This is a genomic window from Halorubrum sp. 48-1-W, assembly GCF_003287355.1.
Taxonomy (GTDB): Archaea; Halobacteriota; Halobacteria; order Halobacteriales; family Haloferacaceae; genus Halorubrum.
This window is the reverse complement of sequence record NZ_QMIM01000005.1, coordinates 1-15,166: the sequence shown is the minus strand read 5'-3', so window position 1 is coordinate 15,166 and position 15,166 is coordinate 1. Positions and strand designations below refer to the sequence as shown.

Here is a 15,166-nt window from a genome sequence, read left to right as displayed (position 1 = left end):
CGAGGTATACGGGTAGGTTCCGCCAGCGGGTGAAAAACGTTGTCGGGCGACCCACGTCGGCGGCGAGTTCATCCGTGATCCCGGAGACGGAACCCGTGCGGCTGGCTAGGGCGGTACCCAATACACAAAGTTAACATGCCGCTACTCCGGATACTACTCCAGTAGATGTCAGTTCTGATCACCGGCGGGGCGGGATTCATCGGCTCGCATCTCGTCGATCACCTCCTCGCCGAGACCGACGACCGGGTCGTCGTCCTCGACGACTTCTCGACCGGCAGCGCGTCGAACCTCGCCCACCTCGACACCGATCGGGTCGAGACGGTCCACGGCGACGTTCGGGACGGGTCCCTCGTCACGGACCTCGTCGCCGAGTCCGATTCCGTCTACCACCTCGCGGCCGCGGTCGGCGTGAAGACGATCGTCGAGAACCCGCTTGACTCGCTACGGACGAACCTCAAGGGGACCGAGAACGTCCTCGAGGCGGCCACGGCGGACGCCACCCCGACGTTCATCGCCTCGTCCTCGGAGGTGTACGGCAAGTCCGAGTCCGTCCCCTTCGCGGAGGACGACGACCGGGTGTACGGGCCGACCACCGCCCCGCGGTGGGGGTACGCGACCGCAAAGGCCGCCGACGAGTTCCTCGCGTTGGGACATCACGCCGAAGAGGACCTCCCCGTCGTCGTCGGGCGCTACTTCAACATCGTCGGTCCGCGACAGACGGGCCAATACGGGATGGTGATCCCCACGTTCGTCGAGCAGGCGCTCGACGGGAACGACCTCACGGTATACGGGGACGGGACACAAACGCGAAGCTTCACGCACGTCGCCGAGGCCGTCTCGATCACGCACGACCTACTGACGACCCCCGAGGCTCACGGCGAGGTGTTCAACGTCGGGACGCCGGATCCGACCTCGATCAACGACCTCGCAGTCAGAGTGATCGAACTCACGGGATCGGATTCCGGGATCACGCACGTCCCCTTCGCGGAGGCGTACAGCGAGGACTTCGAGGAGCCCGACGAACGCGAACCCGACGTCTCGAAACTACACGACGCACTGGGGCGAACACCCACGGTCGAACTCGACCGGATCCTGCGTGACGTGATCGACGAGCGGACCGACGAGGTGCCCGCGCGATGACCGGCGTCGAGGACCGCCTCGCGGACCGTGACGCGAGGATCGGCGTGATCGGCCTCGGATACGTCGGCCTTCCGTTGAGCCTCGCCTTCGTCGATGCGGGCTTCGAGGTTCGCGGATTCGACATCGACGAGGAGCGGGTCGGACGCCTCCGGAACGGGGCGAGCTACGTCGACGACGTCAGCGACGCCGAACTCGTGGCGGGACTCGACGCCGGGTTCTCCCCGGAGGCGATTCCGAGCGTCGTCGCCGACTGCGACGCGTACGTCATCGCGGTTCCGACGGGCGTCGCCGACGGCGAGCCGGCGATGGGCGCGGTCAGGGCCGCTTCGAGGACGGTCGCCGAGCAGGCGGGAAAGCGCGAGACGCTCGTCGTCGTCTCCAGTACGGTCTACCCGGGGGCGACGAGCGACGTGGTCGCCCCGATCGTGTCGGCCGACCGTCCCGCCGGGTCGACCCTCCTCGCGATGGTCCCCGAGCGACTCAATCCGGGGGGAGATCACGAGATCGCGGAGATCCCGCTCGTGGTCGGTGCGGACGATCCGACCGCACGGGACGCGGCGACGACGCTCTTCGAGGCGATCACCGAGACGGTCCCGGTGGACGCGACGGAGACGGCCGAGCTCTCGAAGACCCTGGAGAACACCTACCGGATGGTGAACATCGCGCTCGTCAACCAGCTCGTCGCGCTCGCCGAACGGCTCGATGCCGACGTGTGGGAGGCGATCGACGCGGCCGGGACCAAACCGTTCGGGTTCCAGGCGTTCGAACCCGGCCCCGGCGTCGGCGGTCACTGTATCCCGATCGACCCACAGTTCCTGACGTGGCGTGCGAACGAGGCCGGGACGGAGCTCCCGTTCATCGAGCACGCCCACGAGGTGAACGAAGGGATGCCCGGCCGGGTCGTCGAGGGGGTGACCACCGCGCTCGAAGCTCGCGGTGTTCCCCTCGAGGACGCCTCGATACTCGCGTTCGGCGCGGCGTACAAACCGAACGTCGGCGATCCGCGACACTCGCCCGCGATAGACGTGTTCGAGGAGCTCCGTCGACACGCCGACGTGACGCTCGTCGACCCACACGTCGACCCGGAGGAGCTGTGGGTTCCGGTTACCGAATCGGTGAGCGACGAGACGGTCGAGGCGGCCGACGCGGGCGTCCTCCTCGTGGACCACGACGCGTTCGATCTGGCCCGATTGGGCGAGCACGCCTCGTTCGTGTACGACGCGAAGAACGCGATGCCGGACGACACGTCCGCGATCGTGGTGACGCTCGGAGAGACGGCAGAACGTGTCGACACGGCGGTCGAGAAGCCGCCGACACGCTGACCCTCGTACTGCGGCGAAACCACCCACGGACCGCGAGACGTGAAAGGTCCCACCGCCGGGAGGCGAGCCGGTTCGAACGGTTACGTTTTTTCGTCGTCTTCTCCGAGTGACGCCACGTCGCGGGCGACCTGCCAGAGCTGGCGTAACACGATCTTCACGTCGAACGTGAACGATTGTCTGCGGATGTACTCGACGTCGTAGTCGATCTTCAGCGACGGTTCCTGGCTCGTCGCGTCATGGACCTGTGCGAGCCCCGTGAGACCGGGTTTCACGAACCACCGACGCTTCCAGGTCGCCGCTTCGTTCTCGAAGTCGTCCTCGAGGTCGGTCTGGGCGGGCCGAGGGCCGACGACGCTCATGTCCCCGACGAGGATCGACCACAGTTGCGGGATCTCGTCGAGATGGGTCGCCCGGAGGACGTCACCGAGCGGGGTGCGTCGGTCGTCGTCGAAGGCGGTTCCGACCTCCCCTTCGGGTTCCGGCTTCAGCGTCCGGAACTTGTAGACGGTGAAAACGTCCCCAAACCGGTATGTTCGGTTCTGAGAGAAGAGTATCGGCCCGTTCCCTTCGAGTTTGATCGCGAGCGAGATGAGGAGGATAACGGGGGCGAGGACGAGCAGGGCAGTCCCGGCGAACGCGACGTCGAACAGCCGTTTTATCACCTGATCCTGCGGGTCCCACGGGTCGAGGTCGATGTCGACGATCGGTCCGTCGCCGCTCGTGGGATCGACGAGGAGGCTGTCGACGTGGTCGACGTGTGTCTTGGCGTCGATCCCGTGTTCGTGACAGGTGTGTAACGCGCCGAAGAACTCCGCGCGGTCGGCCTCCTCGAACGCCAGGATCGCCGAATCGATGCTGTGTTCTTCGACGACGTCTTCGAACCTGGATAACCCGCCCACGTAGCCGTGTTCGAAGGTCGCGAGTCCGCCGTCGGTGACTCCGATCGGTTCCCGTTCGTCGGGGTCTCCGGTCCGGTACGGGGTCGGCGGTGCGACGTATCCTAACATCGGCCCGTCGTACGCCTCGACGACGCGTTCGATCCCTGCCGGATCGTCGCCGACGACGACCGACCGCTCGCCCCCCACCGAGGAAGCGCGCGAGATGGCCACGAACAGTGCGGGGAGGGTGATCGAAAGAAACGCTGTGATGAGGATCACCGTCTGTCTCGGAAGCCGATGTGACCACTCGAAGTAACCGAGCGTCGCCATCGCGCACACGGCGAAGACGACGCGTTTCTCGACGGAGAACACGATATCGAGAACGCGCCGTGGTTCCGGACGGAACAGCGGGACGAACGACGCCAGGACGATCACCGTGGAGATGAAGACGGCCCATCCGAGACCGCTGTCGTCCAAGACGACCGGATCGAGTCGGTTGACGACGGGCGTGTACGTCGTCAGCAGGGTCTGGAACACGGGCAGGTTCGCGACGTACACGGAGAGGGACGCCAGCGTCGTGACGCCGACGACGCTCGCGACCCGATAGCGCCACCCGGTAAGCATCATCGAAGACACGTCGGTCAGCGTATATAAATCACCCGTCTGACGGGCGAGAGGTGGCCGTCAGGGACGGTACGTCGAAACGACCGGAGCAGGGACTACGTCGGACCGGTTTTCGCCGACGCGTACCGTGTTCCCCCCCCGGATGTCGTCCTCGGTGACGGTAACGGTACCCCGCTCGCCGACGTCGTAGGTGCCCGGATGCGCGACCCGGACCGAGTACGTCCCGTTATCGGTGGGGTCGACGTGCCGGCTGTAGGTGAACGACGCGCCGGGGACCGACACGTCCGTCGACGCGTTGAACCGCTCGTCGACCGGCCCGGTCCCGTTGATCGTCGCCCCGGGAACCGGCGTGAAGACGAGGTAGCCGCCGCCCGAGGACACGAACCGCAGGCGGTAGCGTCCGACGCCGTCGGCGCCGGCCGTCGCGCTTCCGTAGCGTTCGACGAGCCGCGTATATCCGTCCTCGGGACCGGCTTCGGCGGGTACGTCCTCGAGTTCCTCCAACACGAGGTAGCCGACGCCAGAATCGAAGCGATCGTACTCGTCGTCGGGTCTCGACGAGGCGTACAGGACTTCGATGTCGTCCTGGACACCGGTCCGATACGAGTCGCTCTCCCCGAAGACGTGGTAGTTGTAGAACCGCTGTTCGCCCCACCGGCTCGCGACGAACTCCTCGGGCTCGTTCGTCGCCGCGTCCTCGGCCATCCAGCCGACCGCCTCGACCTGCCCGTCGGTCTGGGCGACCGTGTCCATCGCCGTCGGGCCCAACAGGATCCCGAGACTCGCGACGAAGAGCAACATCCCTGCGACGTAGGCGGTCTCCGACGACGGTCGGAAGGTATCCGGGGATAGCCGATACCGGGACGCCGTCTCGATCGGAGAGACGGGAGCAGCCAGGTCGATCCACGACAGGAGCCACAGCGTCCCGACCGCGACGAACACCGCGGTGAAGGGCGACAACTCGCCGGCGAACCTGATCTCGAAGAGCGTCACGCCGAGGAGCGGCCACGCGAACCCGGAGAGGACGAGCCACCGGGGCTCGTGTGTCCGTACGCACCGCCAACTGATCCAGCCGAGGATCGGCAGCGCGAGCACGAGGAACCAGCCGAACATCTCGAGGCTCCCGAACACCACGCCGTAGTCGGCCGACAGGAGCGATCGGCTCTCGGCGATCCCGCTTCGGGCACCGCCGACGATCGTGGCGAACCGGTCCACGAGCCGGCCGAGGACGTCCGGCGTCACCACCCGTGCGCCGACGAACAACCCGGCCCCGCCGAGGCCAACGCCCCCGAGATACGCCCGAAGGGAAGTGACGCCGAGGAAACGACAGGCTTCACCGAGCGCGGCGACGAGGAGAGCACCCCCGGCCACCAACAGGGGACTGTACGCGACCGCCGGCTCCAGCCACCCGGACGACGAGTGGATCACGTGGGTGATCGCGCCCCCGAGCGCCAGCCCTCCGACGAGTGGAAGGGCAACCCCCGCCGGCGACTGACCGGCCCGCAGGTCCGAGCCGGACCGGAAGACGGCGTACGTCGCCACCCCCGTCAACAGGAGCGGAGCACCGTTCCACGTGAGCATCGAGGCTGCGACGACGACGCCGAACCCCGAAGCGACGAGCCACGTCCACGGGTTCCAGAGGTGTCCCCGCAGCGGATTTTCAGTCGCCGGATCGCCCGTCCGCCGCTCGACGTCGCGGGCGAGCCACACCAACGCCGCGGCCATCGCCGTGACCCAGAGGTAATCGAACGGGTGGTGGTCGAAGAAGCCGACCCCCGAATAGAGCGCGTGTGCGGGCGTCGCCGCGAGGGCGAGCACCGACAGGACGGCGACGCGCTCGTCGTTCGCGACGACGAGCCCGATCCAGGCGACGAGCACGCCGACGCCGACCGCGGCCGCGACCGGTAACAACGCGATAGCGACGCCGGACTGCTCGGCTGCCGGCTCCAGGAGTCGCGTCACCCAGTAGCCGAGCGTGTAGACGAGCGGATCGCCGGTGGCCCGGCCACCCAACACGTCCGCGATCGCCCGGGGATCGAACGGGGACGGATCGGCAACGAGCAGCCGATCGACGTGGTGCCGGTAGTGATAGGGGTCGTTTCCGGGAAGCGTCACCATCCCCTCACGGAACACGGAGCGATAGGTGACGAGCCGGAACGCCACCAACACGACGAGCGAGGCGAGCAGGGGCGCCACGAAGGTCGGACGAACCGAGTTCGCTCGATCGGTGAGGGCAAGCCGGATCCGTGATCCGATCCCGTCTCTGGACCCTTCGGCGTCCTCGCCGATGGATCCGTCGTACGCCTCCCCGTCGAGTACAGCCCGGACGGCCGCGGGGTCCGCGACGCGGTAGTCGCCCGCGTCGTCGTCCACGTGCTCGACGATCCCCCGCGAGACCAGCTCGCCGAAGGTGCCGGAGTCGACGTCGACGTCGTCGAACGCCCACGGGCCCGACCCGTCCACTGCGAGGACCGATTCGAGCGCCGCCTCGACCGCCGGTCGCTCCGCGAGGAGCTCCCGCGTCGCAGCGTGCGGGTCCGCCATTACCTGCCCGTGTGCGGGCGACCGGGTAAAAGCCTCCGTTGTCGACGGGGCAGTTTCCACCACCGTCGCCAGCCCGTCGACGGGCGCCCGCTCGTCCGTCCTCGCCCGTCCCTCGCCCGCCCCTCGCCCGAAGACCGGGTGTTTTACTCCGCCCCTCCGCCACCGGGCGCACATGGCTCGGATCCGGCTGCCGTTGATCCCGCGGGGCGTCCGCTGGGTCGCGGTCGCGCTCGTCGCGCTCGTCATCCTGTGGTACTCGGTCGTGCCCGCGCCGGGCAGCGGCACGTTCCGTACCGGACCCTTCGGACTGCTCGGCTACTCCACATGGCTCCACCTGCTCGCGTACGCCGGGCTCGCTGGGGTGCTCGCGTACACCCTCCACGACAGCCCACGGCCGGACTGGCAGGTCCTCTTACTCGTCTTCGGTGCGGTCGCTGTCTACGGGGCCGGAATGGAACTGCTCCAGTCGACGCTGTCGGCCCGCTACGCGACCTACGACGACGTCCTCACCAACGCCGCGGGGGCGGGCCTCGCGGTCGTCGGCTGGCGGTTGGTCACGCGGTACGTGCGCTTCTACCGCGCCCGGCGGGTGGCGGACCTTCGGGTTCCGGTGGAGTAGGGGGGGACGGTCGGCTCGAGGTCGTCAAACACCCGGGACTGGTTCCGAATGGGAGCAGTGTAGGTGCCCGTGACGACTCGTTTTGCCATGTAGACGAATTCATTTGGAAGGGTGGATTCCGGCGTGGAACATCCAGCCGGAACATCGAACGCCGTGTCGTGAAGGGTTCCGTCGGATTCGGCCCCGCGCCAAAGGCACGAGGCTTTCTCTGTTAATCTGCGTAACTTTATTGCTATGGAGATGATAACATAGGTTGGTGGATGGCGTCCTACATCACCATCGAAGACTGGAAGAACGTCGAAGACGGCTATGTCGTCGACGTGACCATCCGACGAACGGAGGCCGAGACGTACCCGAGCGGGTGGGACTACGGCCTACACCTCGGGGAAGTTGGCGGCGACACAGTCCTCCGCTACGATAACGCCCACGAACGGACGAAAGGCCACGAGCGCCACACTCGGGATGAGGTCGAACTCATCCGATTTCCGGGAATGTTGGCGCTTTATGACCGATTCAAACGGGAGGTCGAAGAGATGACTCCCGTCTCGTGGAACTGGTCGGAGTAGGACGCCTCCGGAGGGAGACACCATGCCCACGCTCAAAGTCACCATCGGCGAACGCGACCGTCTCGACCAGCGTACGCGGAGTCGTATCAAGGCCGCTCAGGAAAGCGAAGACCTCGAGGACGCGCAGCCGGTGTTGAACTTCGGATCGTATGCCGAACTCAGCCGGCTCCTCAGTCCGAAGAACCTGGAGCTGCTGGAGGCGATCGCCGAACACGAACCGGAGAGCATCCGAGAGACGGCCGAAGTAGTCGATCGGGACTACAAACAGGTCCATCGGAACCTCTCCGAGCTCGAGGACATCGGCGTGGTCGAGTTCCACGGCGGCGAGTCGGGCCAAGCGAAAGAGCCGAAACTGGTCTACGATGGCCTCGAGATCGACATCCCGTTCACGGGATCGAACGGGAACGTCGGGACGGCAGCGCCCTGACGGACTCTCACCGTCGCGGTAGTTGCCGGACTGATACGAGACCCTTGACGCCGTGTCGGTCGAGGCGTAGATCGATCTCGAGAACAACTAATTCTCGAACGGATTTTCAGTGAAAACGACCTCCTCGTCGTCTCCCATCCCGGTCACTCCTCGACGACGGGACGGAGTGCGTCCAGAATGACCCCGGCTTCCACGGTCGAGAGGTCCCGTTCACGAGCCATGATCCGGTGTGTGACCGAACCGTCCGCGTACTCGCGAGCGTACTCGAGCGCGACGGCGAGCCCGTCGAGTCCGTGGCGATCGATGTACGTGTCGACGTCGTCGTCCCGTAGTCGGCGAGCGACCGCCTCGATCAACTCCCGGGTGATCCGTCGTTCGGTATCATCGACGATCAGTCGCAGATCGATCTCGTGAGCCACGTACTCCGCCGGTCGTCCGTCGTTTGCCTGCTCGATGAATCCCGCCGCTTCGAGGTCCTCGACGTAGTCGTAGACCGTTCGCTGCGGGAGTTCGAGCGTCTCGACGATCTCCTGAACCGTCGTCGCCGGGTGATGGTGGACGTAGGTGTAGATCCACGCTTTGCGAGGGTTCTCGAGGAGTTCGAACGCCTGGCCGCCGGTATCGAGCGGGGCATCCCGGTTCGCTTCTCTCGTTGCCATCCTAGTTGCGAATTGTACGTAATTCACAATAAGAGTTGCGGGGGATCCGTTCGAGATGCTGACGCCGCGTGTTCTCGATCCATCGAGGTCGTCCGTCGGGAGGGATCGGCCAGCATCACCGACAAAACCGATGAGATCGTGATCAGTGGTGCTCTCTCGACGATCCCCTCGAACCAGACAGAACGTGGTCCTACGGAGCTAACAGGTGCGCTGTTAAGCTACGTTGAGTCTTCATCGATGTTCAACAATTCGAAGAATTCTCTCGGTGTGACGATCTCGATCCCACGGAACGAATCGAGATCGAGGAGGTGCCGGTCGCCGGAGACGAGGTAATCCACGTTACCCGCTACCGCCGCCTCAAGGAACTTGTCGTCGTCCGGATCCGGCTTGACGGCGTCGATCTCTTCGTCCGGAGCAACGAATTCTGCGAAGTACCGGAGCGTTTCGACTTCAGTCTGGATCTCGTCGTCAGTGAGCCCGAAGCGCTCCGGGTACTTGTGGAGCGTCTCGCGGAGTTCGACGAGCGTCGGAACGGATACGACGATCTGATACGTCCCGGTGTATCCGGCCACGACGACGTCGTGGGGCGTTCCGGTGGCGATGATCGCCGAGATAAGCACGTTCGTGTCGAGGACGGCCTTCATTCGTCGGCGTCACGCGCGTCGTGAACCAGTTCGGTCACGTCGTCCAACGAGAGTTCGGTATCGTCGGCGCGTTCGGCGACGCGTTCCTGGAACTCCGCGACCGACGGCAGGTCGATCTTCTTCAACACGAGTCCGTAGTCAGTCGGGACCACCATCAGTTTCGTCCCCCGTTCGAGGTCGAACCGGTCCCGGAGCCGACTCGGGATCGTGATCTGTCCTTTCGACGTCACGGTCGTCACTTCGGGGTCGTCCGCGCTCATACGTAAGGATCCCTTACGAAGACGGTTGAACCTATCGCTCGAAACGAAGGAAGGGAATCACCGATCCGACCGAGCGCCGTCGCTGGTCGGCGTAGCGTTCCGATAAAGAAAGTCCGCGAATGACCGGCGCGGAGCCGGTGGTTAGCCTGACGGAGTAGCTGCCTTAGTCGCGACGGCGGGTCGCGAGCAGGGCAGCGGCGATGAGCGCGACGAGCGCGACGAGCGCGCCGAAGCCGGGCGTGCTGTCGTCGGTCTCGTCGTCATCCTCGGAGTCGTCCGTGGAGTCGTCCTCGGAGTCGTCCGTGGAGTCGTCCTCGGAGTCGTCCTCGGAGTCGTCAGCCTCGTCGTCGGCCTCGTCGTCGTCGTCGGTACTCGTGTCTTCCTCGACGGTCAACGTAGCCGTCTGGCTGTCGTCGTCGGTGAAGACACCGTGCTCGTAGTCACCAGCATCGAGACCGGAGGTGTCGATGTCGGTGAACTCGACCGTGGTGTCCTCGCCACCTTCCAGTTCGACGTCCTGGTCGGCGACGACGTCGCCGTCGACCTGGAACTCGACCGTCTGAGTGGCGGTCGCTTCGCCAGTGTTCTCGACGGTCGCGGAGACGTCGATCGCGTCACCCTGCGTGACGGTCACGTCCTGCGGGTCGAGGTCGGAGACCTCGAAGTTCGCGGTCTCTTCCTCTTCCTCGACAAGCACCATGTCCGAGTCCGCGACGGAGCTACCGGCCACACGGAAATCAACCGTACCCGTGTCGCCCTCAGATTGCTCGCTCAGATCGAAGTCTGTCTCGAAGGAACCGTCGGATTCGATGTCGACGTCGCTCGTCTCGACGAAGGACGGCGTCACACCATCATCAGAACGGACGCGAACGCTAGCATCCGAACCGGGCGCAACGTTCGTCTCTCCGCTGACGGTAGCCGAGTCACCAATGGCGACTTCGACTTGGTCATCCTCGTTCAGGTTGTCGAAGCTCGCGTCACTCTCGACGATACTGAAGTCAGTACTCTCAGTCTGGGTCACGTCGTCACCAGCCGGGAAGTACGGGAAGGCCGGCTCACCGGTGTCGCCGCTTGCTCCGCCGAGGAAGCTGTCGTCAGCGAACTCGAAGCGGTCGTCTCCGTCACCCTCGTATTCGAGTTCGGCAGAGAAGTCGGCATCCGGATCCAGATTGCCGTCGAAGGCATCACTGGAACTAGTGTCGACGATCACGTACATCTGGCCCTCCTCGTTGTCGACGAGGACGAAGATGTCGTCATTTTCCGCATCAGAGAGGTCGAGCGACGTCGCGTCCTGGTTACCGGTCGCATCGTCGGCTTCGACCTCGAAGTTCACGCCTTCGCCTTCCCAGTCATCACCATTGGCAAGGACGTCAAGCGTACCCGCGCTGAATCCGTCATTAAGCGCGTCGAAGCCGTTGTCGTCGAGCGCAACCATGTGACCGTAGATACCGCTGGCTTCGGCCTGAATGACGAGTCGGTCGTCCTCAGCGATCTCGGTCGATTCGTTGACTGCGTCGAGGACATCCTCGAGATTATCGTCTTCGTCAGCAGCGTCCGACGGGGCAGTCCACGTCTGGAGGCCGTCCACGCCGGGTTCGGTCAACTCGAGCGTGGCGAGGTCGATCTCATCGTCGAGTTCGGACTCGTCGTCGTCGTTCACGACGAAGACTTCGTTACCGTTCGCGGCGAGGTCGTAGCTGGTGGCCTGGAGCGGACGGACGAGTTGGTCCGTACCGTCCTCACCGCCATCGATCAAGTCCAGCTCCTCTAGGTAGGTATCGATGTCAGTACCTAGCTCATCTCCGTCTTCATCTTCGACCCGAATATCGTCTCCTTCATCGAAGCCACCGTGGATCGCACTTTCGACGATGTCTTCTTCACTGTCGTAGACTTGGTCGAAGCCAACATCGTCATTACCCAGCGTGCGGGTGTTGATCTGGAAGGAGACTTCGCCATCGCCGTCGTCGTCCTCGACGTAGACGATGTCGACGAATCCGGAATCCTCGTCACCGATCTGGACGTAGGCGTCGTCGGTGTCCTCGAGTTCGAGCGTGACGTTTGCGACGTCACCCGCAGTCTGCGAGTAGACACCCTGACTGAAGTCACCGGTCGTATCCAGTTCGGTCACCGTGACGGAATCAGTGTCCTCGGCTTCGGTGTCCGTGACTTCGAAGGAGAATTCGTACTCGTCCGTGTCGATATCGCTGAAGTTGACCTCGTGCTCGCGATCGTCAATATTGTTGAAGACGATCTTCTCGTCAGCGTCCTCCTCGTCCTCATCGTACACGTCGACGTTGAAGTCACCCTGTGCTTCACCGTCGTCAGTCGGCTTATCGTCGGCACCGATCGTTACAGGACTACCCGTAGCGTCGTCGTAGTCACCATCCGGGGCGAAGATTTTGAACAGTTCCTCGTCGTCGAGGTCACCGTCAGCACTCACGTTGAGGCTGTAGTCACCACGGTTCGACTCGATGTCGAGGTCCGTCGTGGAGTCGGAACCTTCGTCGGTTACTTCAGAGTCGTCGAACTCGGCGGAGAGGCTCTGAACGCGAACCTCGAAGGTCTGATCCAAGGTCGGCGACCGGCTCAGTCCCTCTCCAGAGACGAAGTAGTCGTCCGCGTCGAGATCGCCGGTGTCATAGACGATTTCTCCGCCGTCTTCATCCGGCGAGACGGATTCAACGAACTCGCTGTTAGTGACGTCGCCTTCGTCGGTATCGGTCACTCGCCGAATCTCGTACTCCCCGTCGGAAGGCCCATCAAGACCCACCGTCGATACATCCTGACCCTGGAAGGGACCGGTAGGTTCGTAGTCAATATCTCCGTGGCTATTCGCCTGCGCCGCAGCGGAACCGGCAAAGCCGGCAAACCCGATCGTGACCATGGAGAGTACCACGATCAGGCTAAAGAAGACTGCGTTAGCCTTCCTGCGTGTGTTATTGTCGTTTGTCATTGTTGTGTTTCGTTCTGCATCGCATCAGTAGCTTTCTCCTGACCTTCGAGACGCGCCCGGTCGTCGTCGCCTACCATGTCTCGTCGTACAGCCGGACTTGGTCGGTGATTACTCGTCCACTGACGCATTTGGGTAGGGGTTGCATCCATCCCTTCAAGCGTTCGGTATATATGCTTTGTGTGATTTCCACGGATCGTGTGAACACGTCACAAAGGAGTCTGACCTGCGTCAGACGCCCGTTTTCGGTTCTGAGAACGGCCGTCGTGGCGGGTCCTCGTGCGTCGTCGTTGAGTACATCTCGCGTGCGCGAGCGTGGGAAGATGACACGACAAACGACCAGGAGTGCTTAAATGAGCGTGAGATCGCCGTCGTCCGCTCCGATCACGTCCTCCAGTGTGAGCACGCGAACCGTTCCGCGGGCTTCGACCGATCGCACCGCGGCCTCGATCGCTTCGGTTGCCGGACCATCATCCGTCAAGACCGTCACTCGGTCGTCGCCGAGCGTCAAGTACTGGACCGCCAGTCCCGCAAAGATCGTGTCCGCCTTCTCGACGTCGTGTTCGTCCCGCCCAGTTCGCTCCGCTATCACTCGGCGCGCACGATCGGCCGCACTAACCGCTTCCGCGGCAGTAAGCGACGGTGGCGACACGACTTCTGCCCACCCCTCGTCGAGTGCCAGCGTGAGCCGCCGTTCGGTCGGGTGGATCGAGAGTTCATCGCGTACTCGCTCCGGAACCGACAACACGACACCACTCCGCGTGACCGTTTCCCGGAACCGTCGAAATTTCGCGTTCTCCGGACTTCCGATCGCGACGAACAGGTTGGTATCGACAAGCGTTCGCTCGTTCCGATCCAGTTCCGCCCCCTCACTCATCGCCGTCCGTGGATCCCGAACGAGGGGTCAACGAGGTAGCGTCGACCGACGTCTCGACGTCGGCGGCGGCGTCACCCACGACGAGATCGAAGTAGGGGTCGTGTTCGGCTCCGACCGCCACTACGCGCTCGAGCGCGTTCACGAGCGAAATTCCCTCGACTGGCTTGACATCGAGTTCGCTGGCCACCATCCGCTTCGTGAGCCGACCAGCGTAATGTTCGGCGACGAACCGAACCGCCGCGGCGACCGTGCCCGCCCCGTACCGGGTGTAGACGTACGCCACGTCGTCGTCGATCTCCCGAAGTGCGATCGCGTGTAGCACGGTGGGCGTGATGGTGATCCCGTCCGGATCGACGTAAGCGAAGGCCGCCGCACTGATCTCATGTGGACGCGTTGAATCGTCGCGGTCGATCGCTCCGAGGCGCTCGAGCTCCTCGACGTCCTCGTAGGTGGTCGCCCGCTTGAGTTCCAACGCGTCGATGACCACATCGATGGTCGTCGGTCCGAAATAGCAAACGTAGACGTAGATCCGTGCGAGTCGGGGATCCTTGAGCAACTCCGCCGCGATCAGGAAGTCGTCATACTCCTCGACGGCCCCACCGTTCCCCAGAGATTCGTCGTCCGTCGTCGCCCGATCCTTGATCACCGGCATGACATGGAATACGTGATCTACATATTTCAGATTAACGGAAAGGGTGGTCGCCATCGACGACGTCGTCGATCACCGTGTCGACGTTTCGTCGATCTCCTGTTGAGCCAGAGTGGTCCATACCCTCTCGACGTACGCGTTACCGGTCCAGTCCGTGGGTCGTCCGGCAGTTTGCTCTCGGCTTCCCTGTACCGGCTTGCGATCTCCGCCTTCTCCTGCCGCCGCTCGTGGATTTTACTCTCGACTCGTCATCTCGCCACGAGCCCCATACCTCCCGGTATTTGCCGAGTTCGCGGTACTCCTTCTTCCGCTCGAAGGCGTCGATGGCGTACAGCGTCTCGTTGTCCTTGTCCCAATCGATCAGCACTCGGAAGTCGCCGACGCGAAGCTTGTAGCCGGGATGGTTCTTCAACCGGTCAAGGAAATGGTCCGGGAAGCCGCCGACGTCCTCCAGCTTGTTGACGATCCGCTCGGCATCCTCCGTCTCGAACTGTTCCAGTGTTTCGACCAACGTCTCCGTCAGGACGACCTCGTGAGCCACCGTTAAGCCCTCAGTCGTCGATACCGAGGCGTTCGCGGGCCTCGTCCGTGGACATCGTCCGCCCCGCTGTAACGTCCGCGTAACCCTCCGAGACGCCCTCCTGCGCACCGGGCGTCAGAATCGGCTCCGTGGTGTCGCGCAGAACCTCACGGATGAACTCCGAGCGGTTGGTGTACTCCAGTTCCTCGGCCAGTTCGTCGATCTCTTCGAGAAGCCGCTTCGGCACCTTGACGTTCAACTTCACCATGTCTCCGTCGCCATCGTCGCCCGCGTCCGTGCTCATACGTCGTGGTACGCGGGTGGTACTCAAAGAACTGACGCTCAGTCGCCGCGGGGATCGGCGACCAACTCGTGAAATACGTGATCTACATATTTCAGAGTAACGGAAAGGGTGGTCGCCATCGACGACGTCGTCGATCACCGTGTCGACGTTTCGTCGATCTCCTGTTGAGCCAGAGTGGTCCAT

General features: G+C 63.8%; 14 protein-coding genes and 1 pseudogene. 5 read left to right on the top strand and 10 right to left on the bottom strand.

Going from position 1 to position 15,166, the window contains the following annotated elements:
- Positions 1-165: 165 nt before the first annotated feature.
- Complete coding sequence (locus DQW50_RS03560) at positions 166-1,140, top strand: NAD-dependent epimerase/dehydratase family protein (protein ID WP_112077939.1); 975 nt, start codon at positions 166-168, stop codon at positions 1,138-1,140.
- The gene (locus DQW50_RS03555; protein WP_112077938.1) at positions 1,137-2,462 is read left to right on the top strand and encodes a nucleotide sugar dehydrogenase; all 1,326 of its coding nucleotides are present in this window, start codon (positions 1,137-1,139) and stop codon (positions 2,460-2,462) included. Before DQW50_RS03560 ends, DQW50_RS03555 begins: the two co-directional genes overlap by 4 nt.
- A gap of 80 nt (positions 2,463-2,542) precedes the next feature.
- On the opposite strand, the gene DQW50_RS03550 is transcribed toward DQW50_RS03555, so the two are convergent.
- The gene (locus DQW50_RS03550; protein ID WP_241964322.1) at positions 2,543-3,967 is read right to left on the bottom strand and encodes a sugar transferase; all 1,425 of its coding nucleotides are present in this window, start codon (positions 3,965-3,967) and stop codon (positions 2,543-2,545) included.
- Positions 3,968-4,024: 57 nt separating this feature from the next.
- Entirely contained in the window at positions 4,025-6,508 is a 2,484-nt protein-coding gene (locus tag DQW50_RS03545) for a hypothetical protein (protein WP_112077937.1), read from the bottom strand.
- Positions 6,509-6,680: 172 nt separating this feature from the next.
- On the opposite strand from DQW50_RS03545, the gene DQW50_RS03540 reads away from it, so the two are divergent.
- From DQW50_RS03540 to DQW50_RS03530, 3 genes are all read left to right on the top strand, one after another.
- Positions 6,681-7,127, top strand: coding sequence for a VanZ family protein (locus DQW50_RS03540; RefSeq protein ID WP_112077936.1), 447 nt, complete (start codon positions 6,681-6,683; stop codon positions 7,125-7,127).
- A 260-nt stretch (positions 7,128-7,387) separates the two neighbouring features.
- Positions 7,388-7,693: a DUF6516 family protein gene (locus DQW50_RS03535; protein WP_112077935.1), complete on the top strand. Its 306-nt coding sequence runs from the start codon at positions 7,388-7,390 to the stop codon at positions 7,691-7,693.
- Positions 7,694-7,715: 22 nt separating this feature from the next.
- Positions 7,716-8,120, top strand: coding sequence for a transcriptional regulator (locus DQW50_RS03530; RefSeq protein ID WP_112077934.1), 405 nt, complete (start codon positions 7,716-7,718; stop codon positions 8,118-8,120).
- A gap of 143 nt (positions 8,121-8,263) precedes the next feature.
- On the opposite strand, the gene DQW50_RS03525 is transcribed toward DQW50_RS03530, so the two are convergent.
- The 8 genes and pseudogenes from DQW50_RS03525 to DQW50_RS03490 all read right to left on the bottom strand — a co-directional run bounded on the left by DQW50_RS03525 (position 8,264) and on the right by DQW50_RS03490 (position 14,983).
- Complete coding sequence (locus DQW50_RS03525) at positions 8,264-8,779, bottom strand: helix-turn-helix domain-containing protein (RefSeq protein ID WP_112077933.1); 516 nt, start codon at positions 8,777-8,779, stop codon at positions 8,264-8,266.
- Positions 8,780-8,997: 218 nt separating this feature from the next.
- Entirely contained in the window at positions 8,998-9,423 is a 426-nt protein-coding gene (locus tag DQW50_RS03520; RefSeq protein WP_112077932.1) for a putative toxin-antitoxin system toxin component, PIN family, read from the bottom strand.
- Positions 9,420-9,683 (bottom strand): AbrB/MazE/SpoVT family DNA-binding domain-containing protein, encoded by a 264-nt coding sequence (locus tag DQW50_RS03515; RefSeq protein ID WP_112077931.1) that lies wholly within the window; start codon positions 9,681-9,683, stop codon positions 9,420-9,422. Before DQW50_RS03515 ends, DQW50_RS03520 begins: the two co-directional genes overlap by 4 nt.
- Before the next feature lie 163 nt (positions 9,684-9,846).
- Positions 9,847-12,408: a BGTF surface domain-containing protein gene (locus DQW50_RS03510; RefSeq protein ID WP_241964320.1), complete on the bottom strand. Its 2,562-nt coding sequence runs from the start codon at positions 12,406-12,408 to the stop codon at positions 9,847-9,849.
- Positions 12,409-12,982: 574 nt separating this feature from the next.
- The gene (locus tag DQW50_RS03505; RefSeq protein ID WP_112077929.1) at positions 12,983-13,510 is read right to left on the bottom strand and encodes a hypothetical protein; all 528 of its coding nucleotides are present in this window, start codon (positions 13,508-13,510) and stop codon (positions 12,983-12,985) included.
- The gene (locus DQW50_RS03500) at positions 13,503-14,162 is read right to left on the bottom strand and encodes a hypothetical protein (RefSeq protein ID WP_198664592.1); all 660 of its coding nucleotides are present in this window, start codon (positions 14,160-14,162) and stop codon (positions 13,503-13,505) included. Before DQW50_RS03500 ends, DQW50_RS03505 begins: the two co-directional genes overlap by 8 nt.
- Before the next feature lie 241 nt (positions 14,163-14,403).
- Positions 14,404-14,700 (bottom strand): annotated as a pseudogene (locus DQW50_RS03495) (type II toxin-antitoxin system RelE/ParE family toxin); the annotation flags it as partial.
- A gap of 10 nt (positions 14,701-14,710) precedes the next feature.
- Entirely contained in the window at positions 14,711-14,983 is a 273-nt protein-coding gene (locus tag DQW50_RS03490; protein WP_112077928.1) for a ribbon-helix-helix domain-containing protein, read from the bottom strand.
- Positions 14,984-15,166: the final 183 nt, after the last annotated feature.

Excerpts from the sequence above, each read along its gene's own strand:
- DQW50_RS03515 (WP_112077931.1), bottom strand. The coding sequence starts at position 9,683 with ATGAGCGCGGACGACCCCGAAGTGACGACCGTGACGTCGAAAGGACAG.
- DQW50_RS03540 (WP_112077936.1), top strand. The coding sequence starts at position 6,681 with ATGGCTCGGATCCGGCTGCCGTTGATCCCGCGGGGCGTCCGCTGGGTC.
- DQW50_RS03530 (WP_112077934.1), top strand. The coding sequence starts at position 7,716 with ATGCCCACGCTCAAAGTCACCATCGGCGAACGCGACCGTCTCGACCAG.
- DQW50_RS03545 (WP_112077937.1), bottom strand. The coding sequence starts at position 6,508 with ATGGCGGACCCGCACGCTGCGACGCGGGAGCTCCTCGCGGAGCGACCG.
- DQW50_RS03535 (WP_112077935.1), top strand. The coding sequence starts at position 7,388 with ATGGCGTCCTACATCACCATCGAAGACTGGAAGAACGTCGAAGACGGC.
- DQW50_RS03560 (WP_112077939.1), top strand. The coding sequence starts at position 166 with ATGTCAGTTCTGATCACCGGCGGGGCGGGATTCATCGGCTCGCATCTC.
- DQW50_RS03505 (WP_112077929.1), bottom strand. The coding sequence starts at position 13,510 with ATGAGTGAGGGGGCGGAACTGGATCGGAACGAGCGAACGCTTGTCGAT.
- DQW50_RS03490 (WP_112077928.1), bottom strand. The coding sequence starts at position 14,983 with ATGAGCACGGACGCGGGCGACGATGGCGACGGAGACATGGTGAAGTTG.
- DQW50_RS03500 (WP_198664592.1), bottom strand. The coding sequence starts at position 14,162 with ATGCCGGTGATCAAGGATCGGGCGACGACGGACGACGAATCTCTGGGG.
- DQW50_RS03550 (WP_241964322.1), bottom strand. The coding sequence starts at position 3,967 with ATGATGCTTACCGGGTGGCGCTATCGGGTCGCGAGCGTCGTCGGCGTC.
- DQW50_RS03555 (WP_112077938.1), top strand. The coding sequence starts at position 1,137 with ATGACCGGCGTCGAGGACCGCCTCGCGGACCGTGACGCGAGGATCGGC.
- DQW50_RS03525 (WP_112077933.1), bottom strand. The coding sequence starts at position 8,779 with ATGGCAACGAGAGAAGCGAACCGGGATGCCCCGCTCGATACCGGCGGC.
- DQW50_RS03520 (WP_112077932.1), bottom strand. The coding sequence starts at position 9,423 with ATGAAGGCCGTCCTCGACACGAACGTGCTTATCTCGGCGATCATCGCC.